At 72.0% G+C, this 23,294-nt stretch carries 27 protein-coding genes; 13 read left to right on the forward strand and 14 right to left on the reverse strand.

What is annotated here, in order from left to right; genetic code table 11:
• Positions 1-247: 247 nt before the first annotated feature.
• Positions 248-706: a hypothetical protein gene (locus ACESM1_RS04470; protein WP_372618110.1), complete on the forward strand. Its 459-nt coding sequence runs from the start codon at positions 248-250 to the stop codon at positions 704-706.
• A 68-nt stretch (positions 707-774) separates the two neighbouring features.
• On the forward strand, positions 775-861 hold the full coding sequence (locus ACESM1_RS04475; protein ID WP_372618561.1) for a DUF3309 family protein: 87 nt from the start codon (positions 775-777) through the stop codon (positions 859-861).
• Positions 862-1,022: 161 nt separating this feature from the next.
• Here the strand turns inward: ACESM1_RS04475 and ACESM1_RS04480 are convergent, their stop codons facing one another.
• The 12 genes from ACESM1_RS04480 to ACESM1_RS04535 all read right to left on the reverse strand — a co-directional run bounded on the left by ACESM1_RS04480 (position 1,023) and on the right by ACESM1_RS04535 (position 13,079).
• Positions 1,023-1,889 (reverse strand): alpha/beta hydrolase, encoded by an 867-nt coding sequence (locus ACESM1_RS04480; RefSeq protein WP_372618112.1) that lies wholly within the window; start codon positions 1,887-1,889, stop codon positions 1,023-1,025.
• Positions 1,886-2,767 (reverse strand): polyphosphate kinase 2 family protein, encoded by an 882-nt coding sequence (locus tag ACESM1_RS04485; RefSeq protein WP_372618114.1) that lies wholly within the window; start codon positions 2,765-2,767, stop codon positions 1,886-1,888. The genes ACESM1_RS04480 and ACESM1_RS04485 overlap by 4 nt, the downstream gene beginning before the upstream one ends.
• Before the next feature lie 19 nt (positions 2,768-2,786).
• Entirely contained in the window at positions 2,787-4,010 is a 1,224-nt protein-coding gene (locus tag ACESM1_RS04490) for an MFS transporter (protein ID WP_372618115.1), read from the reverse strand.
• Positions 4,007-4,873, reverse strand: a complete 867-nt coding sequence (locus tag ACESM1_RS04495) for an endonuclease/exonuclease/phosphatase family protein (RefSeq protein WP_372618116.1) — start codon at positions 4,871-4,873, stop codon at positions 4,007-4,009. The genes ACESM1_RS04490 and ACESM1_RS04495 overlap by 4 nt, the downstream gene beginning before the upstream one ends.
• A gap of 7 nt (positions 4,874-4,880) precedes the next feature.
• Positions 4,881-6,944, reverse strand: a complete 2,064-nt coding sequence (locus ACESM1_RS04500) for a DNA/RNA helicase domain-containing protein (protein ID WP_372618118.1) — start codon at positions 6,942-6,944, stop codon at positions 4,881-4,883.
• Between the two features lies 1 nt (position 6,945).
• Positions 6,946-7,347 (reverse strand): DUF350 domain-containing protein, encoded by a 402-nt coding sequence (locus ACESM1_RS04505; protein WP_372618120.1) that lies wholly within the window; start codon positions 7,345-7,347, stop codon positions 6,946-6,948.
• A gap of 19 nt (positions 7,348-7,366) precedes the next feature.
• Positions 7,367-8,491 (reverse strand): glutathionylspermidine synthase family protein, encoded by a 1,125-nt coding sequence (locus ACESM1_RS04510; protein WP_372618122.1) that lies wholly within the window; start codon positions 8,489-8,491, stop codon positions 7,367-7,369.
• Between the two features lie 3 nt (positions 8,492-8,494).
• Positions 8,495-8,794: a hypothetical protein gene (locus ACESM1_RS04515; protein ID WP_372618123.1), complete on the reverse strand. Its 300-nt coding sequence runs from the start codon at positions 8,792-8,794 to the stop codon at positions 8,495-8,497.
• 38 nt (positions 8,795-8,832) lie between these two features.
• Positions 8,833-9,705 (reverse strand): DMT family transporter, encoded by an 873-nt coding sequence (locus ACESM1_RS04520; RefSeq protein WP_372618125.1) that lies wholly within the window; start codon positions 9,703-9,705, stop codon positions 8,833-8,835.
• Positions 9,706-9,819: 114 nt separating this feature from the next.
• Positions 9,820-10,986, reverse strand: coding sequence for a GNAT family N-acetyltransferase (locus tag ACESM1_RS04525; RefSeq protein WP_372618127.1), 1,167 nt, complete (start codon positions 10,984-10,986; stop codon positions 9,820-9,822).
• Between the two features lie 53 nt (positions 10,987-11,039).
• Positions 11,040-11,507, reverse strand: coding sequence for a RidA family protein (locus ACESM1_RS04530; RefSeq protein WP_372618129.1), 468 nt, complete (start codon positions 11,505-11,507; stop codon positions 11,040-11,042).
• Between the two features lie 57 nt (positions 11,508-11,564).
• Complete coding sequence (locus ACESM1_RS04535) at positions 11,565-13,079, reverse strand: TSCPD domain-containing protein (protein WP_372618131.1); 1,515 nt, start codon at positions 13,077-13,079, stop codon at positions 11,565-11,567.
• 208 nt (positions 13,080-13,287) lie between these two features.
• Between ACESM1_RS04535 and ACESM1_RS04540 the strand changes: the two genes are divergently transcribed.
• From ACESM1_RS04540 to ACESM1_RS04555, 4 genes are all read left to right on the forward strand, one after another.
• Positions 13,288-13,638 (forward strand): NADH:ubiquinone oxidoreductase subunit NDUFA12, encoded by a 351-nt coding sequence (locus ACESM1_RS04540; RefSeq protein ID WP_372618133.1) that lies wholly within the window; start codon positions 13,288-13,290, stop codon positions 13,636-13,638.
• A 157-nt stretch (positions 13,639-13,795) separates the two neighbouring features.
• The gene (gene mlaD, locus ACESM1_RS04545) at positions 13,796-14,305 is read left to right on the forward strand and encodes an outer membrane lipid asymmetry maintenance protein MlaD (RefSeq protein ID WP_372618135.1); all 510 of its coding nucleotides are present in this window, start codon (positions 13,796-13,798) and stop codon (positions 14,303-14,305) included.
• A complete protein-coding gene (locus ACESM1_RS04550) occupies positions 14,302-14,523 on the forward strand; it encodes a hypothetical protein (protein WP_372618137.1) in 222 nt (73 codons plus the stop codon). The genes mlaD and ACESM1_RS04550 overlap by 4 nt, the downstream gene beginning before the upstream one ends.
• Positions 14,523-14,888 carry a DUF2155 domain-containing protein gene (locus ACESM1_RS04555; RefSeq protein WP_372618139.1) on the forward strand — a complete coding sequence of 122 codons (366 nt, stop codon included), beginning with the start codon at positions 14,523-14,525 and terminating at the stop codon, positions 14,886-14,888. Before ACESM1_RS04550 ends, ACESM1_RS04555 begins: the two co-directional genes overlap by 1 nt.
• Before the next feature lie 16 nt (positions 14,889-14,904).
• On the opposite strand, the gene ACESM1_RS04560 is transcribed toward ACESM1_RS04555, so the two are convergent.
• Together ACESM1_RS04560 and ACESM1_RS04565 are read right to left on the reverse strand one after the other, a co-directional pair.
• A complete protein-coding gene (locus ACESM1_RS04560) occupies positions 14,905-16,245 on the reverse strand; it encodes an ATP-binding protein (RefSeq protein WP_372618141.1) in 1,341 nt (446 codons plus the stop codon).
• 187 nt (positions 16,246-16,432) lie between these two features.
• A complete protein-coding gene (locus ACESM1_RS04565) occupies positions 16,433-17,164 on the reverse strand; it encodes a response regulator (protein ID WP_372618143.1) in 732 nt (243 codons plus the stop codon).
• Between the two features lie 306 nt (positions 17,165-17,470).
• Between ACESM1_RS04565 and ACESM1_RS04570 the strand changes: the two genes are divergently transcribed.
• From ACESM1_RS04570 to ACESM1_RS04600, 7 genes are all read left to right on the forward strand, one after another.
• The gene (locus ACESM1_RS04570; RefSeq protein WP_372618144.1) at positions 17,471-18,085 is read left to right on the forward strand and encodes a DNA-3-methyladenine glycosylase family protein; all 615 of its coding nucleotides are present in this window, start codon (positions 17,471-17,473) and stop codon (positions 18,083-18,085) included.
• Positions 18,082-19,272, forward strand: coding sequence for an aminotransferase (locus tag ACESM1_RS04575; RefSeq protein ID WP_372618146.1), 1,191 nt, complete (start codon positions 18,082-18,084; stop codon positions 19,270-19,272). Before ACESM1_RS04570 ends, ACESM1_RS04575 begins: the two co-directional genes overlap by 4 nt.
• Before the next feature lie 12 nt (positions 19,273-19,284).
• Positions 19,285-19,944, forward strand: a complete 660-nt coding sequence (locus ACESM1_RS04580; protein ID WP_372618148.1) for a DsbA family oxidoreductase — start codon at positions 19,285-19,287, stop codon at positions 19,942-19,944.
• 24 nt (positions 19,945-19,968) lie between these two features.
• A complete protein-coding gene (locus ACESM1_RS04585) occupies positions 19,969-20,526 on the forward strand; it encodes a LemA family protein (RefSeq protein ID WP_372618150.1) in 558 nt (185 codons plus the stop codon).
• Between the two features lie 3 nt (positions 20,527-20,529).
• Complete coding sequence (locus ACESM1_RS04590) at positions 20,530-21,762, forward strand: M48 family metalloprotease (protein ID WP_372618152.1); 1,233 nt, start codon at positions 20,530-20,532, stop codon at positions 21,760-21,762.
• A gap of 16 nt (positions 21,763-21,778) precedes the next feature.
• Complete coding sequence (locus ACESM1_RS04595) at positions 21,779-22,225, forward strand: hypothetical protein (RefSeq protein WP_372618154.1); 447 nt, start codon at positions 21,779-21,781, stop codon at positions 22,223-22,225.
• Between the two features lie 137 nt (positions 22,226-22,362).
• Positions 22,363-22,812 (forward strand): host attachment protein, encoded by a 450-nt coding sequence (locus ACESM1_RS04600; RefSeq protein WP_372618156.1) that lies wholly within the window; start codon positions 22,363-22,365, stop codon positions 22,810-22,812.
• The last annotated feature ends 482 nt before the right edge of the window (positions 22,813-23,294 follow it).

Genomic DNA, 23,294 nt, shown 5'->3' on the forward strand with positions numbered 1-23,294 from the left:
GAACGACAGGGCGCGGCGGCGTTTGCATCGGCAGGCGCGGCGTCGCGCGAAGCCCGCGCGAGCCGCCGGCATCTGCAGCTTTGGAAAGGAGATACGCATGGCGACCAAGCGGATCTGGCTCCTGTTGAGGACATCCATGGCGGCCGCTTCGGCCGCGGCCATTCTGGGGGCATCGCCACCTGCGATTGCCCAGCAGGCCCAGGATCGGACTCAGTCGCAGCAGCAGCGCACCGAGGCCAGCCCTCAATTGAGCCGGGCGGCCGACGAGGTGTTCCTGGCGCTGAACCGCTACCAGGGCAGGGAAGCCTATTGGGACGCGATGGAGGAGGCGACGGACACGCTCTATCGCTACGGGCTCATCTCGCGGAACGTCGAGCGCTTCTATGATCGCCGCGAAAGCAGTGCCGACTGGGACTGGGATGAGCAGCGCATCGCGATCAACCCGCGCTACCACGACCACGTCATGGAGGTGCTGCGCCGCAATCGCGGCACTCCGGTCTATTACCAGGCCATGGAAGCTGCCTCCGACGAGCTCGAATGGGAGGGCATGGTCTCCGACGCGACCGAGGAATACTTCGACCGGATGGCTGGCCGCGCGGGCTGGGGTGGCTATGGCTACTGGCGGGGCGGTTACCCGGCCTATGGGGGCACCTATCCCTATGGTCCCTATGGCCCCGCCTACCCCGGCTACGCCGCGGGCGGCTGATTGACCGGGCGGCCCGTGCGAGGCGGGCCGCCCTTGCCGCTCAAACCTGAACAGGAAGAGACGACGCCATGTGGGGCTTCATCATCTTCCTTGTCCTGTTTGCCCTGATCATCGCTGCCCTGCCGACATGGCCCTACAGCCAGCGCTGGGGCTAAGCCCCCGCGGGCGGCGCAACGGCGCTGCTGGTGCTGTTCCTGCTCCTCGTCTGGTTCGGCATCATCGCGGTCGCCTGGCCGGGCTACTACTAGGACTTGCCGGAGCGATGGCGCCCGGCTTGAGCGGGGCCACCCGAAGTTCCGGCATCGCCGCACCGGTGCTACCCCTGGTGCGTCGGGTCGCGCAGGAAGTGCGTGACCGCGCGCCACGCCGCATCGTCCATGCCGCCGAAGCGCCTGGCGGGTGCGCTCAGCGCCACCATCGGCGCGATGTGCCCTGCGCCCGCGAGCAACTCGATCCGCGCACGGCCGCCTGCCTGCACTACGGCATGTGCCAGGCGGTCGGCGTGGAAGGCGCCCACTACCGTGTCCGCCGTTCCGTGCAGCAGCAGCAGCGGCGGCGTGCCGGCAAGTGCGGTGGCGTCGGGCACCGCCTGGATGCGTCCACCCGGCGCGGCGGCGAAGATGCTGCGGACCGGCTCGTCGCGTGGCTGCCAGGCGATGGGCGCCGAGACCAGCACGGCGCCCGAGAGCGCCTTCCGCCCGCCCCGCAGCCCGGCCGCCTGCAGCCAGCGCGGATCAAGCGCCAGCGCGGCCGCGATGAAGCCGCCAGCCGAATGGCCCATGACGAAGAGCGGGCCTCCCGGCGCCCCCGCCGCGCGCGCCCGTGCGCTGCGCAACCAGGCAACGGCCTGCGCGGCGTCCAGCACGAAATCCGGCCAGCGCGCCTCGGGCCACAGGCGGTAGTCGGGCAGCGCCACCGCGATCCCCTCCGCCGCGAAGGCGCGCGCGAGGAAGGCATAGTGGCCGCGCGAGCCGACCTGCCAGGCGCCACCATGGAAGAACGCCAGCAGCGGCGTGGCGGGCAAGGCGCGCTTCGGCAGCGTCAGGTCGAGCAGCCCACGTTCCCCTGCGCCATAGCGCAGGCCGCGCAACTCGGTCGCGCCGGCGCGTGGTGTCGCCAGTCCGGCCAGGCGCATCGGCAGCCCGCCGGCGAGCAACGGCCGCAGCAGGCGAGCAAGGCTCACCCCAGCAGCGCCTCGCGTGCCTGCACCAGCGCCTTCTGCCCGGCCGGCGTCACTTCCGGGTAGTGCAGGCCGAGCCCCTCCAGCGCGCGGGAGATCGCGGCTGCCACGACCAGCCGAGTGAACCATTTGCGGTCCGCCGGCACCACGTACCAGGGCGCATGCGGTGCGGCGGTGGCGCGGATCGCGGCCTGGTAGGCTTTCATGTAGTCCGCCCAATGCTCGCGCTCGCCGACATCGACGGCGCTGAACTTCCAGTTCTTCTCCGGCTCATCGATGCGCTTGAGGAAGCGCCGCCGCTGTTCCTCCTGGCTGACATGCAGGAAGAACTTCAGCACCACCACGCCCTGGCGGGCGAGGTAGCGCTCGAAGGCGGCGATGTCCTCCAGGCGCTCCTCGAAGAGGCGCTTCGTCATCACCTTCGGCGGCAGCTTCTGGCGTTCGAGGATGGCGCGGTGCACGCGCACCACCAGCACCTCCTCGTACCAGCTGCGGTTGTGGATGCCGATCTGGCCGCGCCCTGGCAGCGCCGTCACGTGGCGCCAGAGGAAATCATGGTCGAGCTCGGTCGCGCTCGGTGCCTTGAAGCTGGTGACGTGGCAACCCTGCGGATTGACGCCGGTGAAGACGTGCTTGATCGCACTGTCCTTGCCCGCCGCATCCATCGCCTGGAAGATGCACAGCACGGACCAGCGGTCCTGCGCGTAGAGCATGTCCTGTTGCGTCGCGAGGTACTGCACGCCCTTCTGCAGCATCTCCGCCGCACCGTCCGTGTCACGGTCCAGGCCGCCATCATCGTCGGGATCGTGGTCGCGCAGCCGGAAGCCCTTGCCGTCCTCGACGCGGTAGCGGGCGAGCAGCTTCTCGGTCAGCCGGTCCACGCGCGGTGCCCCCTCCGTGTCAGCGTCGTTGCGTCCGCAGCATCCACGCCACGCTCGCCGCCTGCAAGGCAAGCGTCATCACGAAAGCCCAGCCATATCCCGCCGGGTCCCACCCGCCCGCCGCCGTGCGTGGCCAGAGATCGAGGATCCAGCCGATCGCATTCTGCAGCAGGAACACCATCACGAGCATCGCGACATTGATCGCGGTGGCGACGCGGCCGGCGAGTTCCGGCCCGAAGCCCTGGCCGATCGCCGCATAGCCGCTCGGGCCCGCCGCGCCGCAGGCTGCGAAGGCGAACCACAAGGCCGCGAGCATGGCGGGATGGTGCGACGGATCCAGGATCAGCAGCACCTGCACCGCCATGATGCCCGCGATGGCAACCCAGGCCATCGCCATCGGCGACCAGCCGCGCCGCTGCAGGCGCGAGGCCGCCTGGCCGAAGCCGGCGCTGCCCAGCATCAGTCCAAAGGCGTAGGCCATCAGCACCGCGGCGCGCGGTGCATCGTCCAGCCCACCGACATCGCGCAGCCACGGCCCCGCCCAGAGTCCCTGGAAGGTGAAGTTCATCGCCGAGAGCAGCGCGATCGCGGGGGCCATGCGCAGGAACGCCGGGTTGGCGAAGATGCGCAGGAATTCCTGCGCCTCCGCCCCCAGGCTGCGGCGGCGCGGCGCAGGCCCCGGCCCGCGATCCGGCACCGAGAGCCAGATCCAGAGCGAGACGGCGGCGGACAGCCCGGCGAGCAGCGCGAACACGCCGCGCCAGCCGAGCAGCGGCACCAGCATCGCCGCCGGCAGCGTGGCCGCGATGCTGCCGAAGGCGCCGACGAAGACGCCGAGGCCGGTCAGCCCCGCCACCCTGTCCTTCGGGTACCATTGCGTGTTCACCTTCAGCATGGCGATCAGCCCCGCCGAGATGCCGAGCCCCGTCACCACCCGGCCGACCGCCAGCCCGAGCGGCCCGCTCGCCGCCGCGCAGAGCAGGAAGCCCGCGCCCGCGACCAGCGCCAGCACCGTCTGCACCCGCCGCGCGCCCCAGAAGTCGATGGCGAGGCCTACGGGGAGCTGCGCTGCCGCGTAGGCCGCGAAGAACATCGCGGCGAGCAGGCCGAGTTCGCTGGCCGAGAGGGCGAACTCCACCGCCAGCAGCGGCCCGATGGTGGCAACCAGCGTGCGCGAGGCCTGGTTGACGAAGTTCAGCCCGGCCAGCGGCAGGGTGAGACGCGCGAAGGAGGGGGGCGTCACGGCAGGCGCAGCCGGACGCTCACCGGGCAGTGGTCGGAGAGCCGCTCGCGGGCGTCGCGGTCGCGCTCGGCATAGGACATAACCGCCAGGCTGCTTGGCACCAGCCACTCCGCTGCCGGTCCGCCGAGCAGAAGGTGGCTGATGAAGGCCCTATTGACGCCCCAACAGGACGATGCAAATCCGGCGGTGGGGCGCGTCAGCGGAGTGCCAGCCTCGACGATGCGCAGGAAGTCGTCGCGCGCGCCCATGCGGCGGTTGAAGTCGCCGAGGACGACGAAGGCAATGCCCTCGCGCCGCCGCGCCTCCACCCAGCGCGCGATGGTCCGGGCCTGCTGCGCCAGGCCCTCGCAGTCCCGCGGCGGGCGAGGTTGCAGCGGGTCCTCGCGGCAGCCGGCATCGAGATGGACCGACAGCAGCCGCAGCCTGGCACCGGATTGTGCCTCCACCGTGATGTCGGCGCCGCGCCGCAGGCTGAAGCGCGCACGCGGGCGGATATCGAGCTCCGCGAGGTCGGGGTTGCGTATGACGCGCATGCTGCGCCGCACTGCGAAGCCGGCGCGCTGGATGTCGCGCTCACCGGTGAGGTGGATCACATACTCGGCCGGGTCGAACAGCCGCGCGGCGGCGGCTTCGCCATCGATCTCCTGCAGCGCGACGATGTCGGGGTCCAGCCGGTCGGCGTATCGCCGCAGCAGCGCGAAATCCTCTGCCGTGCGGCTGTAGAGGTCGCGCGGCAGGTCCGGATGCCCTTCGGGCTTCAGAGTCAGCCAGGCGATGTTCCAGGTGGAGAGCTTGATCTCCTGCTGCGCCTGCGCGGGCAGGGCGAGGAGCAGCAGGAGGAGGACGGCGAGGAGACGGCGCATGGCGGCGCTATAGCAGGGCCGGGGTGGGCGCGTCGCGTGCGGGCGCTGCAATGCTCCCGAGCGGCTGCGCGCCGCAGGCCAGCAGATACGCCGCAATCGCATCGAACTCGGCTGCGTCGCGCGTGCGATCGTGCCAGGGGTCCTGCGCGTCGCTGCCGCGTGGCACCCATATCACCGTCTCGTAGCGGGCGCGGGTCAGCAGCACGCGGTAGGTGTTGAGGACGTAGGTGGCTTCCGTCGCGTTGCACACCCGCTGCCAGGAGGTGCCTGCGAAGCGACAGGCATGCCAGCCCTGCCGCCCGTGCCGGAGGTCCAGATCCCAGGCAAGCCCGACCGTGTCGAGTTCCAGGCCCTGGCACGCATATTCGGTGGCGGCGACTTCCAGCGCATCCGAGGCGCGGATGTCCGGCCACCGCTCGAGGAACCAGGCCACCGGCTCGTCGGTGCCCATCAACTGCGCATCGAACCCCTCGGCGCGCAGTCGCCGCGCGCCGGAGGAACGGACGAAGCCGGCGCGCCGCAGGCCCGGGGTCAGGCGGCGCAATGCGCGGCGTGCCTCGTCCAGCGACCGCGTCAGCAGGAACGGCACGCCCTCGGTCATGCCGGCGGCCGCGCGGCGGGCTTCGCCGCGCTCGCCGCGCAGCACGGCATCCACCCACTGTGCCGCGCGGTCCGAGCGCACGCTGCGCAATGACACCGTCAGATCGAGCGCATCGTCCAGCGTCAGCCAGGGTGGTGCCGCATCGGCCAGGCGCTGCACCGGGTCGGCCGCTCCAAGGGCCCGTCCCGGCGCGAGGGCGCGCCAGCCCGGTGCCCGGGCGATGACCTCGCCCCACTCCCGCAACCCGGCCTCGCCTGTGTTGATCTCCTGGCCGTTGCCGATCAGCGCGACCACCGCGGCGAAGCCGTCGTGGCGGCCCATGATCTCCAGCGTATGCGCAGGCTCGCTCATGCTCAGCGTGCTCTTCCGGCGCTGGGTGTCGCGCATGGCCTGATCGGCATCCCAGGCCCGCTGCGCCTCGTCGAACACGATCATGCGCTCCGCCGGCGCGGCGCTGCGGCCGGCATTGTCGGCAAGGAAGCGGTGCACGTTCTGCAGCGCCTGTGTCGCCTCATGCCGCGCCTGCCGCAGCTTCGCCGAAAGCTGACGGCGCATCGGGTCGGCGCTCGGGCCGAGGGCGAGGTCGATCCCTGCCCGGTTGCAGGCCAGCGCCTCTCGCAGCACGGCGACGAGTGGTGCGTTCCCGGTCAGGAAGGCGCTGCCGGCGCTTCGGGATTCACCAAAGACGACATTCAGGCCGCACAGCGTCTTGCCGGCCCCGGGAATGCCGGTGACGAAGATGACGACCTTCTCGCCGGCTTCCCGCGCGGCGTGCAACGCGCGTTCGATCGCGGCGGTGGTGACGGTCAGGTTGTCCGTATCGGCGCGCGCCGCTGCGATCTCCGCCACGCTGTTGCGCGCGAACAGTGTCGCGGCGGCCTCGATGATGCTCGGAACCGGCCGGTACGGTGCGCGGCACCAGGCCGCACCGTCCAGCTTCGTCGCGGGCGTCGGCAGCACAGCCTGCAGGTCGCGGAACAGGTCGGGCAGCGAGGCTGCGTTTGCCGCGGCCACGGGATGCACGCCGGGGATCGGCAGCGGAGGCTGCATCGCCGGTACGTCGTCGCAGCACGTTGCCACCACGGCCGGCAGGATCGGATGGTGGCGGCTGCCGGCCTGGAAATCGAACAGGTCCTGCCCGTAGTCGAATGCCTGCGCCATGTCGCTTCTCGCGATGGCGCGCGCCCCCACCTTGAACTCCAGCACGACGATGGCACGGTCCGTCAGCACGACGGCGTCGATCCGCCTTTCCAGCCGCAGCAGGTCGTACTCCAATGCGATCGTCCAGCCATGACCGCCTGCCGCGCGGACGCAGTGCTGCAGGATCTCCACCTGCTGCTTCCAGGCATGGAGCTGCGCCGGCTCGCCGGACAGGCGCCGCGACATCTGGTTCGCCGCCAGCACCCCGGCGACGCTGTCGGGCGTCAGCGCAAGAAGTTCGGTGCCCGTGCAGGCGAACCAGGCCCGCACCTCAGGTCGAGAGGCACGCCGCGTTCAGCATTCCCACCGCGACCGCTGCGCTCGCCTTGAACACCGCCCCCGCCGTCTCGCCGCGCTCCATCGCCGCGCGCCACTCGCTGCCCAGCAGCTTCGCCACCACGAAGAACACGACGATCTGCACGACCAGCGCCACCACGCTCCACACCGCGGCGTCCACGATGTTCACCGAATGCTGGAAGGCCGAGGCGATCGGCAGGGAAAAGCCGAGCATCGCGCCGCCAAGGGTGATCGCCGCCGCGGTGTTGCCGCCGCGGATCATCTTCAGCTCGCTGTGCGGCGTGACCTGCACATAGACCGCCATCGCGCCGCCCAGCAGCACGATGCCGGCGAGGAAATAAGCCAGGAAGCCCGGCAGCGTGGCAAGGCTGGTCATGCGTCGGTTTCCCCCTGTGTTACGCGGCAGGCTCGAAAAAATGCGGCACGAAGCGGCTGGTGTCGCGCGTCACCGGCGTCGAATCCTCGCGGATGCCGAGGCCGCAGGGCTGGCCCGCGATCACCCAGCTGCCGAGCACGGGATAGCGCCCGTCGAAGCGTGGCAACTCCGCATAGGCCTGCCAGACGCGCGGCTGGTCATCATACGGCCCGTCGGTCGCGATGCCCGGCGCGATGACGTTCGCCCCCTCGCGCCCGAAGACCGGCTTGGAGATCTCCGGCCCGCCCGTCCGCCCCGGCTCCAGGAAGGCCGGCAGCAGGTTCGGATGGTCCGGGAACAGATGCCAGAGCAGCGAGAGGAAGGCCTTGGAACTCGGGATAAGCCGCCAGGCCGGCTCGATCCAGCGCGTCGGCGCGGCGGCGATGTGTGCGCCGAAGCTTTCCTGCAGCAGCCAGTCCCAGGGATAGAGCTTGAAGATCGCGCGGATCTCCCGCTCGTCGAGGTCGCGGAAGCTGCTGCCGTTCCAGCCGATCTCGTCCATATGCAGGAAGGGCGCCTCGATCCCGGCCTGGATCGCGGTGTCGCGCAGGTAGTCCACCGTGCCGCAGTCCTCGGCCGAGTCGCGCGCACAGCAGAAATGCACCACCGGCGGCAGGCGAAGCGTCGGCCAGGCCGCGATCAGCGCCTCATGGATCGAATTGAATTGGTCCGCCTCCCGCTCGCCGGCCTCGGTGCGGCATTGCAGCCATTCCCACTGCACCACCGCGGCCTCGAACAGTGCGGTCGGCGTGTCGGCGTTGTATTCCAGCAGCTTGGGCTGGCCGCTGCCATCCCAGCGCAGATCCATCCGGCCGTAGAGCGTCGGCTCCCCGCGCTCCCAGGAGCGCTTGACGATCGGCCAGGCGCCGTCCGGGATGCCGAGCGGGCCGTTGAGGTCCTGCGCCACCGCATGCGCCACCGCCTCCATGCAGCGCAGGTCGAGCTCGGCGGTCGCGGCTTCCAGCGTGTCCACCTCCGCGGCCGTGAAGGCGTAGCAGGCCGTCTCGTCCCAATAGGGCTCGCCGGCGATCTCGGCGAAGGCGAAGCCCAGCCGCTCCGCATGCGCCCGCATGTCCGGCCGGGGCGCGAGGGCGAGGCGGCGCATCGTTCAGGAACTCGACCGCGCGCCGGTGGAGCCGAAGCCGCTGCGGCTGGAGCTGCTGGTGCGCGTGACCGAGGAACTCGGGTCTGACCGCGTGCGGCCATAGACGACGGGCCCCCAATAGCCGCGCGCGCCGGTGGAGCCCGTGCGCGTGCTGCGCTGGCAGATCTGCTCGGCATCCGGCCGCAGCTCGGCCCTGGCGCGTTCGCAGGCCTCGCGCCGTGACTGGTCCTCGCCGCAGGCCGCGATCATCGTCGCGACGCCACCGCCGAGGAGGACCAGCCGGATCACCTTGCTGCGCTTCACGATCGCGAGCGTAACAGCCCCGCGCGCGCTGTCGAGGGTCAGTTGCGCCGGGCGGGCCAGGTGGCGAGCAGCAGGCTGCACATCAGCAGCACGAAGCCGGCGCCATGCACGGCGGTGAAGGGCTCGCCCAGCACCCCGACCGCCACCGCGGCCGCGGTGGCCGGCAGGAAGGCGGTGAAGACACCGGCGACCCCGGCCGGCGCACCCTTGAGCCCGGCATACCAGAGCAGCAGGCAGAGCACGGAGGTGGTGAGGCTGTGGAACACCAGCAGCCCCGACACCGCGGGTGAGGCCAGCGCCGATGCCGCGCCCAGCACCGGCAGGCAGAGCGGCACCAGCATCAGCAGCGAGAAGGCCTGCATCCACAGCGTCGCCGTCACCACCGGCGCCCGCCCGGCGATGCGCTTGGCGAGCAGGACATACATCGCCTCGCCGCAGACCCCGGCGAAGACCAGCAGATTGCCGAACGCGCTGCCATGTCCCTCGGCGGCGACGCGCGCCAGCACCAGGGCGCCCATGCCGAAGGCGGCCAGCGCCACCGCCAGCCATTGCCGGGCGGGCAGGCTCTCCCGCAGCCAGAGCGCGCCGCCCGCCGCGACCACGGCGGGCAGCGTGGCGAGGATCAGCCCGGCCTCCAGCGCGGTGGTCAGCCTGAGGCCGGCGAGCAGCGCGACGTTGTAGAGCACGGTGCCGAAGGCGGCCTGCAGCGCCAGGTTCCACAGCATGCGGCGGTCGAGCGCGATGCGCCCGTCCATCGCGCGCGCCAGCGGCCACAGCACCACCAGAGCCAGGGCGCAGCGCAGGCCGAGGATCATTGCCACCGGCAGGCTCTCGGCCAGCAGCTTGGCCACGGCGACGTTGGCGCCGACCAGCGCCATGGACAGCGCGAGCTGGGAATAGGCGAGGATCACGCGGCGGCCCGCTTCCGTTCAGGCGCTGCTTGCCCCCACCCAACCCTCCCCCGCAAGCGGGGGGTCAGCGCCAACTGACGTTGACGCCGTGGCGCGGCGAAGGCTGGCAGGCAGTCAGCCGCTCTCGCCCTCGCGCCGGAACGGCGAGAGCGTGGCCAGCGCCTCGATCTCCGCCAGCATCGCCGGGCGCTCGCGGGCGAGGAAATCGGCGACGGCGCGCCGCAGGCCGGGATGGGCGATCCAATGCGCGCTGTAGGTCGGCACCGGCACATAGCCGCGCTGGATCTTGTGCTCGCCCTGCGCGCCGGCCTCGACGCGCGGCAGCCTGTGCGCGATGGCGAAGTCGATGGCGCGGTAGTAGCAGAGCTCGAAATGCAGGAAGGGCGCGTCCACCAGCGTGCCCCAGTTGCGGCCGTAGAGCGCCTCCTCCCCCAGCAGGTTCAGCGCGCCGGCAACGGGCTCGCCATCCTGCTCGGCCACCATCAGCACCACGCGGTCGCCCAGCGCCTCGCCGAGCAGCGGCCAGAAGCGCCGCGAGAGATAGGCGCTGCGGCCCCATTTCTTGTCGGTCGTGGCCTGGTAGAAGCGATGGAAGGCCTGCCAGTGCTTCGGCGTGATCTCGTGCCCGCGCAGCGTCTTCAGGACGAAGCCGGAGGCCTCGGCATCGCGCCGCTCGCGCTTGATCTGCTTGCGCTTGCGGCTGGCCAGCGCGCCGAGGAAGTCGTCGAAGCTGGCGTAGCCGGGATTGCTCCAGTGGAACTGCATGCCGATGCGCTGCAGCCAGCCGGCACGGCCGAGCGCGGCCCACTCATGTTCCTGGCAGAAGGTGACGTGGACGGAGGAGAGGTCGAGTTGCTGGCATGCCTGCGCGAGCCCCTGGCCCAGCGCCTCGGCGCGCAGGCCGGAGGCGGGGTGGACCAGCAGCCGCGGGCCGGGCACCGGGCTGAACGGGGCCGCGACCTGCAGCTTCGGGTAGTAGCGGCCGCCGGCGCGCTCGAAGGCATCCGCCCAGCCATGGTCGAAGACGTACTCGCCCTGGCTGTGCGACTTCGCGTACATCGGCGCGCAGGCCAGCAGCCGGCCCTTCGGATCGCGCAGCGCGGCATGCTGCGGCAGCCAGCCGCTGCGCCCGCCGACGCTGCCGCTCTCCTCCAGCGCAGCCAGGAAGGCATGGCTGACGAAGGGATTGCCGCCGCCGGCGCAGGCATCCCAATCGGTGGCGGGGACCTCCGCGACCGAGCGGTGCAGCGTCAGCGACAGCTCGGGCGCGTCGTCCGGCATCTGCCCTCAGCTTGGGATGTGTGCGATGCCTGCAAGCGTCATTCCGGTGGGCGTCATTCCAGTTCGAACATGCCCTCGACCTCCACCGCCGCATCGCCGGGCAGGGCCGGCACGCCGATGGTGGTGCGGGCGTGGCGGCCCTTGTCGCCGAATACCGCGACGGCCAGGTCGCTCGCGCCGTTCATCACCAGCGCATGCTGGGTGAAATCGGGCGGCGAGGCGATGAAGCCGCCGAGGCGCACCACGCGCTTCACCTTGTCCAGGTCCCCGCCCGCCGCCGCCTTCACCTGCGCGAGCAGGTTGATGAAACAGATGCGCGCCGCCTGCTGTCCCTGCTCGATGCCGACCCAGCCGCCGACCTTGCCGGTCACCGCGATCTTGCCGTCCACCAGCGGGATCTGCCCGGACACCACAACCAGCTTCCCGACGAGGTTGTAGCCGATGTAGTTGGCCATCGGCGCCGCCACTGCGGGTAGCGTGATTCCGAGCTCGGCGAGCTTCGCCTCGATGGTTCCGGGCATGTCGTTCTCTCCGCGGTGGACAGGCGAGCGGAGAGTGCGGCAGCGGGCGCGAAAACGCTACCCGACCAGCTTCAGCTGGCGCCGCCGCACGCGCGGCGCGGGCGCTTCCGGCAGGTCGAGCGGCAGCAGCGGCGCCTGCTCGGCGGCGCGGCCGATGGCATCCGGCGCGCAATCCGCCTCGTCCGGGTCAGGCAGGTCGAGCCGGCCGAGATACTCGCGTGCCAGCTTGCGGAAGGCCCAGTCCAGCACGCTGGTCGCCTGGCGGATCGCCGGGTCGCCGTCCACCGCGCCGGCGGGGCCGAAGCGGGTATAGGCATAGGCATCCACATAGGTCGCGAGCGGCACGCCGGCCGCCAGGCCGATCGAGACCGCCTGCATCATCGCCTCCATGAGGCTGCGATAGGCCGCGCCCTCCTTGGTGAGCGCGATGGCGAGCTCGACTGGCTGGCCGGCTGCGTCCTCGGTGGTGCGCAACACGACCCGGTGGCCACCGACGCTCGCCCGCCACACCGCGCCCGAGGGGCGCGGCGCCAGCGCAGGAGCGGGAGCCGGGGCAGGCGGGCGCGCGGGCGCCGCCTCAGCGAGCGGCAGCGGCGGCGCGGCGTGCAGGAAAGGTGCGACGGCCTGCGCCATGGCGAGCCAGGCGGCATGCGGCACCGGCGCCAGCAGGCGCTCCGCCGCCGGCCCGGCACGCAGCGCGGCGCGGGTCGGAAGCTCCGCCACCCAGCCATCGCGGTCGAGCATCAGGCGACTCGGGCCGGAGGCCGGGGCGAGGCCGCCGCTCTCGGCGCCGAGCAGCCGCTCCACCGCATCCGGCGTGGCCAGCGCGACCAGCCCCTGATGGCGCAGCCCGGCGCAGCCCGCCGCGGCATCGAGCGCGGCGCGCGCAGCGGCGGCGAGGCCCGGCACGAGCGTGGCGGCGGGCGGGGAAGGTGCGAGCAGCGCCACCGGCTCCCGCGCGCCGAGCCGTTCGGCAATCCGCCCGCTTTCCGCCTCGGCGGCGCCGCGGGTCAGCGCGGCGATGGCGGCGCCGGCGGCGCGCCCGCCGGCACTGTCATAGGCAAGGCCAAGGCCGGCCAGCAGCCCGGCGAGGTCGGCAAAGCCGAGGGCCAGGCGCGGTGCCTTGGCGCCGGTCCAGATATCGAGCGCACGGACGCCGATCGCCACCGCGGCGGCATAGTCTGCGCTGTCGAAGCCGCCCTCCTGGTCGAGGAAGGCCGGCAGGTTGAGCACGAAGCGCGGCTGGCCGCGGGTCTCGCCGCGCCAGATGCCGGCGCCGGGGGCGCCGCGGCGGTCCAGCAGCAGCGCGCGCAAGGCCTCGGCGAAGCGGTCGGCCTCCGCCGCATCGCCAAGGATTCCGAGCTTGCGGCCGCGTTCCCGGAGGGTTCCGATCCAGCCCTCGACCAGGCGCGGCAGCAGGATGGGGCCCGAGCCGGGCGCGAGGGCGGCCAGGGCTGCCGCCTCCTCCTCCCCCCAGGCGAGCGGCAGGGCGATTGCGCGGGCGGGGGAATCGGGGTCTGGCGCGGCGCGCAGCCGCCCGAGCGCCACCCCCTCCCACACCGTTCCGCTCATCGTTCCGCGCAGCCTGGACATGGGCCCATGTTGCGGGGCGAGGCAGCCCTCGGCAAGCCGTATCTTGGGGTGTTGCGTGGCCGGAACCGCAACATCCTGTGGACAACCCGAAGGCCCCCCGGGCTTTTGCGCCGGTGCGGGGGTTGTGCGAGAATGGCGCGAGACGCAGATGCGAAGCGCCCGGATCGGGGCGCGTTGAGGGTCATCCATGTTCGAGCGCCTGCTCGCCCGCCTGTCCGGCCGCGCCATCGGCACGGACCGCTTCGGCAACGCCTATTTCGAGTCCCGCAGCGATTACCTCGGCTATGGCCGCAAGCGCCGCTGGGTGATCTATGCCGGCCAGGCCGAGGCCACCACGGTCCCGCCGGAGTGGCACGCCTGGCTGCACCACACCACGGACGCGCCGCTGCCCGAGCAGAAGCTGTATCCCTGGATCGTCGAGCATCGCGGCAACCCGACCGGCACGCCGCAGGCCTACCGCCCGCTCGGCCACGATTATTCGGGCGGCCGCCGGCGCGAGACCGGCGGCGACTACGAGGCCTGGACACCCGGTTCCTGAGGCCGCCGGACATGCTCCGACTGATGGTGGCAGTTGCGGGCGGCCAAGCCGGCCGAGGCCGCGAATGTGGCGAAGCCAGGCGCGTGCTGCGCCCGCACGCCTGCGGCATGACGCGCCAGCACGCCTTCGGCATGATGCGCCTGAGGGCATGCGAAGCATGAAGGGACGTTCCGTCGTGGAAGTGGCGGCCGGCGCGGCGGTGTTGCTGGTCGCCGCCGCCTTCCTGGCCTTCGCGCTGACCAATTCCGGCCGCGGCGGCATTTCCGGCCCGGCGCAGACGCTCACCGCCCGCTTCGACCGGATCGACGGGCTCGCGCCCGGCGCCGATGTGCGCATCGCCGGCGTGAAGGTGGGCTCCGTGGTAAGCCAGCGGATCGACCCGGAAACCTTCCTGGCGGTGCTGACGCTCCGCCTCGATGGCAGCCTGCGCATCCCGAATGACAGCTCGGCCGAAATCGCCAGCGAAGGACTGCTCGGCGGTCGCTTCGTCTCCATCGTGCCGGGCGGGTCCGAGCAGATCATCGCCGACGGCGGCCAGATCACCATCACGCAGTCGGCGGTGAGCCTGGAAAGCCTGCTCGGGCGCTTCATCTTCTCCATGACCGAAGGCCAGGGCGGCAGCGGGACCAGCAGCCAGGGCCAAGGCAGCGCAGCGAATCCGCAATGAGCGCACTCGAACCGCCGCAGAGCTGGCCCGGTGTCGATGGCAGCCCGCTCTCCTGCCGCGAGAAGCTGAAGGTGCTGGCCGAGAACCACCGCGAGGCCGCGCAGGTGCTGCGCGACGCCTTCGAGGATGCGGTGCTGATGGGGGTGGACGAGGCGGCGATGCGGCGCATCCTGGCCGACCTGGTCGCCGCGCTGCCGAGCCCGAAGCGGGGCGGCTGATGCGGCGCCTGCTGCTGTTCGCGCTGCTCGCGCTGCCTGCTCCCGCCTTCGCCCAGGAGTGGGTGCCGCAACGCGTGGCGCAGCTGCAGGCGCTCGACAAGGTCACGGCGCGCGTCAGCACGCTGACGGTGACGCTCGACCGGCCGGCGCGCTTCGGCTCGCTCACCATCACCGTGCGCGCCTGCAATGCCCGGCCTCCCGACGAGGTGCCCGATGCGGCGGCCTGGCTGGAGATCGCCGATGAGCGTGCCGCCCCGGGCGCGCCGCCGGCCTTTCGCGGCTGGATGTTCGCCAATGCGCCCGGCGTCAACATGCTGGAGCACCCGGTGTACGACATCCGCCTGCTGGAGTGCCGCGCCGAATAGGGACGGCCGCGCCGCCTTACGCCGGCAGCATCACCACGGCGCGCAGCCCGCCTTCCTGGCGGTTCAGCAGCGTCACGTCGCCGCCATGCGCGCGCAGGATGTTGCGCGCGATCGGCAGGCCGAGGCCGGTGCCGCCGGTCTCCCGGTTGCGGCTGGTCTCCAGGCGACGGAAGGGCTGGAACACACCTTCCAGCTCATCCTCCGGCACGCCCGGGCCGTCATCGTCGATGGTGATGCGCAGCTGGCTGGGCGTGGCCTGCGCCAGTTCCAGCCGCGCCGCGCCGCCATAGCCGATCGCATTGCCCACCAGGTTCGCCAGCGCGCGCTTCAGCGCCACCGGCCGTGCGCGCACCGTCAGGTGCTCCGGCCCGGCATAGGCCACCGCCGCCTCGGCCAGGTCCGGGTTGGCGTCGGCCGCCTCGTCCAGCACCGTCCGGCACAGCGCCGCGAGGTCCACCGGGACCGAGGGCTCCGCCGCGGCATCGTCGCGCGCGAAGGCGAGGGTGGCGGCGATCATCGCCTCCATCTCCTCGAGGTCGAGCAGGATCTTGCGGCGCTGCTCGTCGTCGTCCAGCAGCTCGGCGCGCAGCTTCAGGCGGGTGATCGGCGTCTTCAGGTCGTGGCTGATGGCGGCGACCATCTGCGTGCGGTCGCCGACGAAGCGGCGGATGCGGCTGGCCATGGTGTTGAAGGCCCGCGCCGCGGTGGCGACCTCGGCCGGGCCGTTCTCGGGCAGCGGCGGCGCATTCACGTCCCGCCCGAGCCGCTCGGCCGCCGCCGCCAGGTCGCGCACCGGCTGGGTCAGCCGCCGCACTGCCCAGAGCGTCAGCGCCGCCGCGGCCAGCGTCATCAGCACGAAGGCGGCGAGGAAGGTCTCGGAATGCCATGGGCGCGGCGGCGGCAGCTGGATGCGGAGGTTGAGCCACCCGGAATCGGGGAAGCGGAGGCTGACCAGCATCACGCCCGGCCGCTGGCTACCGGAGACGATCGCCTCCCGCGGGCGCACCCGCGGCGGTGCGTTCATGATCGCCTCCACGCGCAGCACCCGCATCATCGGCCGCGGCGGCGGCGGGTAGTTCAGCCGCGCCTGCGGTTCGCTGTCGAAGCCGGCGCGCAGGCCCTGCGGCAGGTCGAACTCGGCCAGCGTCGCGGCGCGGCGCTCCGCCGGCGTGAGCAGCAGCGCACGCCACACCCCGAAGCTGCGCTGCGAGATCTCGCGTGCATTCTGGTAGCGTTGCAGGTCAACCCGGTCGAGCGCGTGGATGGTGAGCCCGGCCACCTGCACCAGCACCAGGCCGGCGAGCAGGAAGAAGGCGGTGCGCCCGGCCAGAGAACGCGGCAGCAGGCGCTTTAGCATACTGTGCCCTCAGGCGCGTCGTGCCGACGGCACGCCTGCGGCGCGACGCGGCCGCTCGCCGGCCTTGGCTGCGGCGCCGACTCGCTGTTGCGCGGGCATGCTGCGCGCGGGGCCGCGTTCGCGGCCTGACCTGCTTTCGGCAGGCGCGGGGCGTGACCTGACGGGCCGGGTGTGGTCGCGTCGCGGCTCACGCGCCGCGTTCCACCGTGGTGGCCAGCACATAGCCGCCGCCGCGCACCGTCTTGATCAGCTGCGGGTTGCGACCGTCATCCTCCAGCTTGCGCCTGAGGCGGGAGACGGCGACGTCGATCGCCCGGTCGAAAGGGCCGGCCTGGCGGCCGCGCAGCAGGTCCATCAGCATGTCGCGCGTCAGCACCCGGTTGGGCCGCTCCACCAGGGCAACCAGCAGCTCGTATTCGCCACCGGTCAGCGGCACCTCGGCGCCCTGCGGGTTGAGCAGCCGCCGCCGCGCCGGCTCCAGCACCCAGCCGGAGAAGCGGATCGCCTTGGCCGGCGGCTCGTTGCCGCTGCCGGTGGAACTGTCGGAGGTGGCGCGCCGCAACACGGCGCGCACGCGCGCCAGCAGCTCGCGCGGGTTGAACGGCTTGGCGACATAATCGTCGGCGCCCAGCTCCAGCCCGACGATGCGGTCCGTCTCCTCGCCCATGGCGGTGAGGATCACGATCGGCACATCGGACTGGCTGCGGAGCCATCGGGCGAAATCCAGGCCGGTTTCGCCCGGCATCATCAGGTCCAGCACCACCAGGTGGTAGCGGCCGAGCGGCCAGAGCTTGCGCGCCTCCCGCGCATCGCGGGCGACGGTGACGCGGAATCCCTGCTTCTCCAGGAACTTCCCGAGCAGGTCGCGGATCTCGCGGTCGTCGTCCACGACCAGGATGTGCGGCGCGGTATTATCCATCTCTGTAACATAGCGCACGGCGCGGCGCGCCGAAGGGTGATCTCGCGCCAGATGTTGCGCCGCGTGACGGCATGGCCGCCTGCAACATGCTGTTGCATTTGCTCACTTTGGGACCCTTCGGCCGGTTACGTTGCCACCCCATCCTATCCAGCATCGAAGGCCCACCGGGCCGCGGCAGCCTCTCCCGGCCGCGGAACTACCCCCCCTCCAGTCCCGGTGCGGCCTCGTGTACTGGCGGCGGGGATGAGTCACTCCCCCCCTTCATCCCCGCCGCTTCCTTTTCCCCATCCCCCCGATTGGGCACGCATGGCAGCCGGGCGGCTGGCGGCGGCCGATCCCATCTTTGCCGGCATCGAGAGCCGCGCGGGGCCGCTGCCCTGGCCGGTTCGCCCGCGCGGCTTTCCCGGCCTGCTGCGCGGCATCTGTGCCCAGCTGGTCTCCAACGAGGCGGCCTTCGCCATCTGGCGGCGCGTCGCGGCGCTGCCGGGGGCGACCACGCCCGAGGGCTTCCTGGCGCTCGATCCGGCACGGGTCGGCATCGAGGGCGGGCTGACCCGGCAGAAGGTCGCGCATGGGCGCGCGCTGGCGGAAGCGATCCTCTCCGGCACGCTGCGGCTAGAGGCGCTGGATGCCATGTCGGACGAGGAGGCGGTGGCGCATCTCTGCCAGGTCCGCGGCATCGGCCGCTGGACGGCGGAGGTGCATCTGCTGTTCTCGCTGGAGCGGCCGGATGTCTTTCCCTCCGGCGACCTGGCGCTGCAGGCGGCGGCGGCGCATCTCGCCGGCCTGCCCGCACGGAAGGACGCGAGGGCAATGGCGGCGATGGCCGCCACGTGGGCGCCGCATCGCGCCGTGGCGGCGCGCCTGCTCTGGCACCACTGGCTGCACCACACGAAACGCGCCACGCTGGACCCGGCATGATTCTCTCCCCCCGCATCCGCAATCCGCTCTCCGCGCGCATCCGCGCGACCGAGTCCCCGCCGATCCCCGCCGCCCGCGCCTGGGCGGCCCGCTACGACGGGCGCGCTGGACCGCCGCTCGATCTCACCCAGGCGGTGCCGGGCTACCCGCCGCCGGATGCGCTGCTGGCGAAGCTCGCCGAGGCCGCCGGCAGTGCCGCCTGCGCCGGCTACGGCCCGATCGCCGGCGACGCCGCCCTGCGCGAAGCGCTGGCCGGGGAGATGAGCGGCTTCTACGGCGCAGCGATCGCGCCGGCGCAAGTGGCGATCACCGCCGGCTGCAACTTGGCCTTCGCCATGGTGATGCAGGTGCTGGCGGCGGAGGGCGATACGGTGCTGCTGCCCGCACCCTGGTATTTCAACCACCGCATGGCGCTGACCATGCAGGGCGTCCGCGCCATCCCCGTGCCGACGCGACCCGAGGACGGCTTCGTCCCCGACCCCGCGCGCATCGCAGAGCTGCTTGCCGAGCACCGGCCGCGCGCCGTGGTGCTGGTGACCCCGAACAACCCGACCGGCGCGATCTACCCGCCGGCGACGATCGAGGAGGTCGCCGCGCTGTGTCTCCGGCACGGCGCGTTCCTGGTGCTGGACGAAACCTATCGCGACTTCCTGCCGGCCGACCGATCGCCGCCGCACGGCCTCTTCGCCGACCCTGACTGGGGCGATGTGCTGGTGCACCTCTATTCCTTCTCCAAGGCCTATTGCGTGCCCGGCCACCGCGTCGGCGCCATCGCCGCCGGCGGCGACGTGATGGCCGAGCTGGAGAAGGCCCTCGATACCCTGCAGATCTGCCCGCCCCGCCCGGCGCAATCCGCGCTGGCCTGGGCCATCCCGGCGCTCGCCACGTGGCGCGATGGCAACCGCGCGCTGATGGCCGACCGCGCCGAGACCTTCCGCGGCCTGGTCGGGCAGCTCCCGGGCTGGCGGCTTGATGCCATCGGGACCTATTTCGCCTATCTCCGCCTGCCCGACTCCGCGCCCGACGCCATCCGCGCGGCCGAGATCCTTGCCGCGGAGAAGGGCTTGATGACGCTGCCCGGCCCTTTCTTCGGCCCCGGCCAGGATCGCCATCTGCGCCTTGCCTTCGCCAATGCGGGCGAGCACATCCTGGCGCAGGTGCCGGCCCGCCTGGCCGCCTTCTCCTGAGGAGTACCACCGATGCGAACGATCGACGTGATCTCCGACGCGATCTGTCCCTGGTGCTGGATCGGCAAGGCGCATCTCGACGCGGCGCTGGAGGAGTTGTCCCGCGACGGCTTGGCCTTCCAGGTCCGCTGGCGCCCCTTCCAGCTCAACCCCGACATGCCGGCGGAAGGCGTGGCGCGCGCCGAATACCGCGCGCAGAAATTCGGCTCGCTCGAGCGCTCGCGCGAGCTTGACGCGCAGGTGGCCGACGCCGGCCGCGCGGCGGGTGTCGAGTTCCGCCACGGCCGGATGGCGCGCACGCCCAACACCGTCGCCGCGCACCGCGTGATCCGCGCGGCGGAGGAGGCGGATGTGCAGGACGCCGTGGTGGATGCCCTGTTTCGCGCCTATTTCCATGAGGGCCGGGACATCGGCGACGCGCAGGTGCTCGACACGATCGCCGCCGAGGCCGGCCTGCCCGGCATGGCCGCGATGCTCGCCGGCGAGGACCACCGCGAGGCCGTGCTGGCCGAGGACATGGCCGCGCGCCGGGCGGGGATTTCCGGCGTGCCGTCCTTCCTGATGGACCGGCACCTGCTGTTCAGCGGCGCCATGCCCGGCCCCCGCATGGCCGAGGCGTTCCGCCGCGCCGATGCCATCCTTTCCGAGCGCGAACGCACCGCGGTAGCCTGACGCCTCTCGGGGGAGCCTCAGGCCATGGAATGGATACTGCTCGGCGTCATCGTCCTGCTGCTGTTGTGGCTGGTCGTGGTTTACAACCGTCTGGTCGCGCTGCGGCAGACCGTCGGCCAGTCCTGGGCGGACATCGAGGTGCAGCTGAAGCAGCGCCACGACCTGATCCCCAACCTGGTCGAGACGGTGAAGGGCTACGCCGCGCATGAGCGCGGCACGCTGGAGGCGGTGATCCAGGCGCGCAACAGCGCGACCCAGGCGCATACGCCCGAAGCCGCCTCCGCCGCCGAGGGGCGGCTCTCCGGCGCGCTGTCGCGGCTGTTCGCCTTGGCGGAGGCCTATCCGGACCTCAAGGCCAACACGAACTTCACCGCACTGCAGGGCGAGCTTTCCGCGCTCGAGACCAAGATCGCCGCGGCCCGACGCTTTTTCAACAATGCCGTCGCCGAGTTCAACGCGGCGATCCAGTCCATCCCGGCGGTGTTCTTCGCCGGCACCATGGGCTTCCGGCCAGCCAACTTCTTCGAGCTGGAGGCAGCCGAGCGCGCCGCGGTGCAGACGCCGCCGCAAGTGAAGTTCTGAACCGTGCTGCCCGCCACCGGGCTGCGCACCCACGCCTGGAACACCGCCATCCGGTCGGTGCTGCTGCTGGCCGGCTTCCCGCTGCTGCTGGCGATGATGGGCTACGCGCTGGCGCTGCTGATCGTCGCCGGCGAGGCCCGCACCATCGAGGAGGGCCTGCGCGCCGCAGCAGGCCTGCTGCCGACCATCATCCCGCTCGCGTTGCTGGTCGCCGCGATCTGGTTCGCCATCGCCTGGGGCGCGCACAACCGCATCCTGGATTTCGTCACCGGCGCGAAGCGCGTCGCCGACCCGCGCGATGCGCCGCGGCTCTGGAAGCTCGCCGAGGCGCTCTGCATCAGCCGCGGCATGGCGCTGCCGCGCCTGGCGGTGATCGAGACACCGGCGCGCAACGCCTTCGCCTCCGGCCTCACGGCAAGGACCGCCGGCGTGACGGTGACGCGCGGGCTGATGGATGCGCTGGACGACCGCGAGCTCTCCGCCGTCATCGCGCATGAGCTTTCGCACATCCGCAACGGCGATGCGCGGCTCGGCGTGATCGCGGCGGTGTTCGTCGGCGTCATCACGCTGGTCACCGACGGCGTCTGGCAGGCGATGCGGTTCGGGAGCTGGCGCGGCATCCGCATGGGGCACCGGCGCACCTCATCCTCGCGCGGCGGCGGGCGGGGCGGCGGCGGGGTGATGCTGGCGCTGATTGCCATCGCGATCCTCATTGCGGTGCTCGCACACATGCTGGCGCTGGTGCTGCGCATGGCGCTGTCGCGGAACCGTGAATACCTGGCCGATGCCGGCGCGGTGGACATGACGCAGGATGCGGACGCGATGATCACCGCCCTGCGCAAGGTCGAGCAGCGGCCCGACATGCCGCGCATCCCGCAGCAGGTGCGGGCGTTGTTCCTGCACGATGCGGCGCTCTCCCGCGGCTTCGGCTGGTTCGCCACCCATCCGCTGGTGGATGCGCGCATCGCGGCGCTGGTGCGCTATGCCGGCGGCCATGATCCCGGCCGCCTGCCTGCCCTGCCGGAGGACGCAGAGGAGACTGCGGCACCCGAGCAGCCCCGGCAGCCGCAGCTCGAAGCGTCGCGGACCCCCTTCCAGGAACGACTTGACGCCATTGCCGCCTTTCAGCGCACCAAGGATCGCCGCTTCATGGACGATATCGCGAAGCGCGAGGCGGCGCGGCGTGAGGGTGGCGATCCCGACCAGGCCGCGCCGCCACCTCCGGCGGCCGGTTGACCGCGTCGAGACCCGCATGACCCGAAGGCTTCAGCTTGCCCTACCGATCGCCCTCTGGCTCGGCGCCGCCGCCGCGCAGGAGGCGCGCCCGGCCTTCATCACCATCCTGCCGGCCGAGGGGAGCGCACCGGTGCACATCGCCCCGGCGCAGGTGGTGCGCGTCGCCCGCGCCGAGGGGCAGACCATCATCGACACCGCCGCCTGGGTGCAGCAGCGCACCGTGGAGCCGGTGGATGCCGTGGCGCGTCGGCTGGAAGCGGCGGGCCAGCGCCTGCTGCCGTTCACCGATCTCGGCGGCGGACGGATCTGGCTGGCGGCGGACCGCATTGTCCTGGTGCGTGAGGCGCATGATCGCCATGCCGCCGGCGCAGGGGCGGCGATCGTCATGGTCGGGTTGCGCTTCGGCACGGACGTCGCGGTGCGTGAATCGGTCGCCGAGGTCATGGCGATGCTCGGGCGCTAGCCTTCTGGGGGGGGCCTGGTGCGTTCCGGGCGCCGCGGACCCACCGAATGCCGCCCGATTGATCGCCATCACGGTATGCTCGGCGGGCGACCTCTTCTATGCGTTACGCTGCATGTCCGCAGATGGAGGGCGCAAGAATGCGGGGCGAAATCGAGTGGGCGCTGGTGGCCGATGCGCAGCATGCGCGCGTGCTGGAGCGCGAAGTGCCTGGCCGAAGCTGGCGAGAGCACACCGAGATGGCGGTCGAGATCAACAACCGGCCCTCGCGCGAGCGCGGCTCGGACCGACCGGGCCGCACCCACGAAAGCGCCAGCACGGCGCGCCACGCCATCGAACCGCGCACCGACCCGCACCGTGCCGCAAAGCACGACTTCGCCCGGCATCTGGCGGATGTGCTCGAGGAGGCGGCGACGGCCGGCCGCTACGCGCAGCTGCTTCTCGTCGCGCCGCCGGCCTTTCTCGGCGACCTGCGCGCGGAACTCGGCGATGTGGCGCGGGCTCGCCTGCGCGGCACCCTGGACAAGGATCTCGCCAAGCATCCGCTCGGCGAGGTGGTGGAGCTCCTGGAGGGCGTCCGCCCCGTCTGAGTCCGAGCCCGGGCGCATCACGAAATCCTGATTGTTGTGATCGCGGCATGTGAAAGCCGCGGGGAATCCTGCCGGTCGCCGTCGCGAGGCCGAGGTGGTGCCCGCGACGGACGTGCCGAAGATCGCTGTGCGCAGCGGCAACGAGGTCCGGCGGATGCGCCGGCGGGGCCGCGCCCGCGCTCTCATGGGATGCGGACGGAACCGGCGCCGGCATCCCGGTGGGCGTCGCGAGACTGGCGGATACGCCCGTGCTGCCGGCGCCCGGCCTCCTCGTCATTGCCTGAGGCACCCTCCCGCCGGTCGCAACGCGACCTTTCCCGCCGGGCACCGGGCTTCCGGCGCGCGTACCGCCGCAGGAGGGCGCGGCCGGCCAGCGCAGAACGCGGATTGCGAGGAGTCGTGAATCGCCGGCAACGTCGTTCCGCGATGCCGGCTGCGGGTCATGGCCGTGGCTGATGACGGCAGAGATGGTCTGTCGCAGT

It is taken from the genome of Falsiroseomonas sp., assembly GCF_041690465.1.
Lineage (GTDB): Bacteria > Pseudomonadota > Alphaproteobacteria > Acetobacterales > Acetobacteraceae > Falsiroseomonas.

Excerpts from the sequence above, each read along its gene's own strand:
- ACESM1_RS04510 (WP_372618122.1), bottom strand. The coding sequence starts at position 8,491 with ATGCGCCGCCTCGCCCTCGCGCCCCGGCCGGACATGCGGGCGCATGCG.
- ACESM1_RS04525 (WP_372618127.1), bottom strand. The coding sequence starts at position 10,986 with ATGCCGGACGACGCGCCCGAGCTGTCGCTGACGCTGCACCGCTCGGTC.
- ACESM1_RS04570 (WP_372618144.1), top strand. The coding sequence starts at position 17,471 with ATGGCAGCCGGGCGGCTGGCGGCGGCCGATCCCATCTTTGCCGGCATC.
- ACESM1_RS04540 (WP_372618133.1), top strand. The coding sequence starts at position 13,288 with ATGTTCGAGCGCCTGCTCGCCCGCCTGTCCGGCCGCGCCATCGGCACG.
- ACESM1_RS04530 (WP_372618129.1), bottom strand. The coding sequence starts at position 11,507 with ATGCCCGGAACCATCGAGGCGAAGCTCGCCGAGCTCGGAATCACGCTA.
- ACESM1_RS04505 (WP_372618120.1), bottom strand. The coding sequence starts at position 7,347 with ATGACCAGCCTTGCCACGCTGCCGGGCTTCCTGGCTTATTTCCTCGCC.
- ACESM1_RS04555 (WP_372618139.1), top strand. The coding sequence starts at position 14,523 with ATGCGGCGCCTGCTGCTGTTCGCGCTGCTCGCGCTGCCTGCTCCCGCC.
- ACESM1_RS04535 (WP_372618131.1), bottom strand. The coding sequence starts at position 13,079 with ATGAGCGGAACGGTGTGGGAGGGGGTGGCGCTCGGGCGGCTGCGCGCC.
- ACESM1_RS04600 (WP_372618156.1), top strand. The coding sequence starts at position 22,363 with ATGCGGGGCGAAATCGAGTGGGCGCTGGTGGCCGATGCGCAGCATGCG.
- ACESM1_RS04585 (WP_372618150.1), top strand. The coding sequence starts at position 19,969 with ATGGAATGGATACTGCTCGGCGTCATCGTCCTGCTGCTGTTGTGGCTG.
- ACESM1_RS04495 (WP_372618116.1), bottom strand. The coding sequence starts at position 4,873 with ATGCGCCGTCTCCTCGCCGTCCTCCTCCTGCTGCTCCTCGCCCTGCCC.
- ACESM1_RS04550 (WP_372618137.1), top strand. The coding sequence starts at position 14,302 with ATGAGCGCACTCGAACCGCCGCAGAGCTGGCCCGGTGTCGATGGCAGC.
- ACESM1_RS04565 (WP_372618143.1), bottom strand. The coding sequence starts at position 17,164 with ATGGATAATACCGCGCCGCACATCCTGGTCGTGGACGACGACCGCGAG.
- ACESM1_RS04475 (WP_372618561.1), top strand. The coding sequence starts at position 775 with ATGTGGGGCTTCATCATCTTCCTTGTCCTGTTTGCCCTGATCATCGCT.
- ACESM1_RS04595 (WP_372618154.1), top strand. The coding sequence starts at position 21,779 with ATGACCCGAAGGCTTCAGCTTGCCCTACCGATCGCCCTCTGGCTCGGC.
- ACESM1_RS04560 (WP_372618141.1), bottom strand. The coding sequence starts at position 16,245 with ATGCTAAAGCGCCTGCTGCCGCGTTCTCTGGCCGGGCGCACCGCCTTC.
- ACESM1_RS04575 (WP_372618146.1), top strand. The coding sequence starts at position 18,082 with ATGATTCTCTCCCCCCGCATCCGCAATCCGCTCTCCGCGCGCATCCGC.
- mlaD (WP_372618135.1), top strand. The coding sequence starts at position 13,796 with ATGAAGGGACGTTCCGTCGTGGAAGTGGCGGCCGGCGCGGCGGTGTTG.
- ACESM1_RS04580 (WP_372618148.1), top strand. The coding sequence starts at position 19,285 with ATGCGAACGATCGACGTGATCTCCGACGCGATCTGTCCCTGGTGCTGG.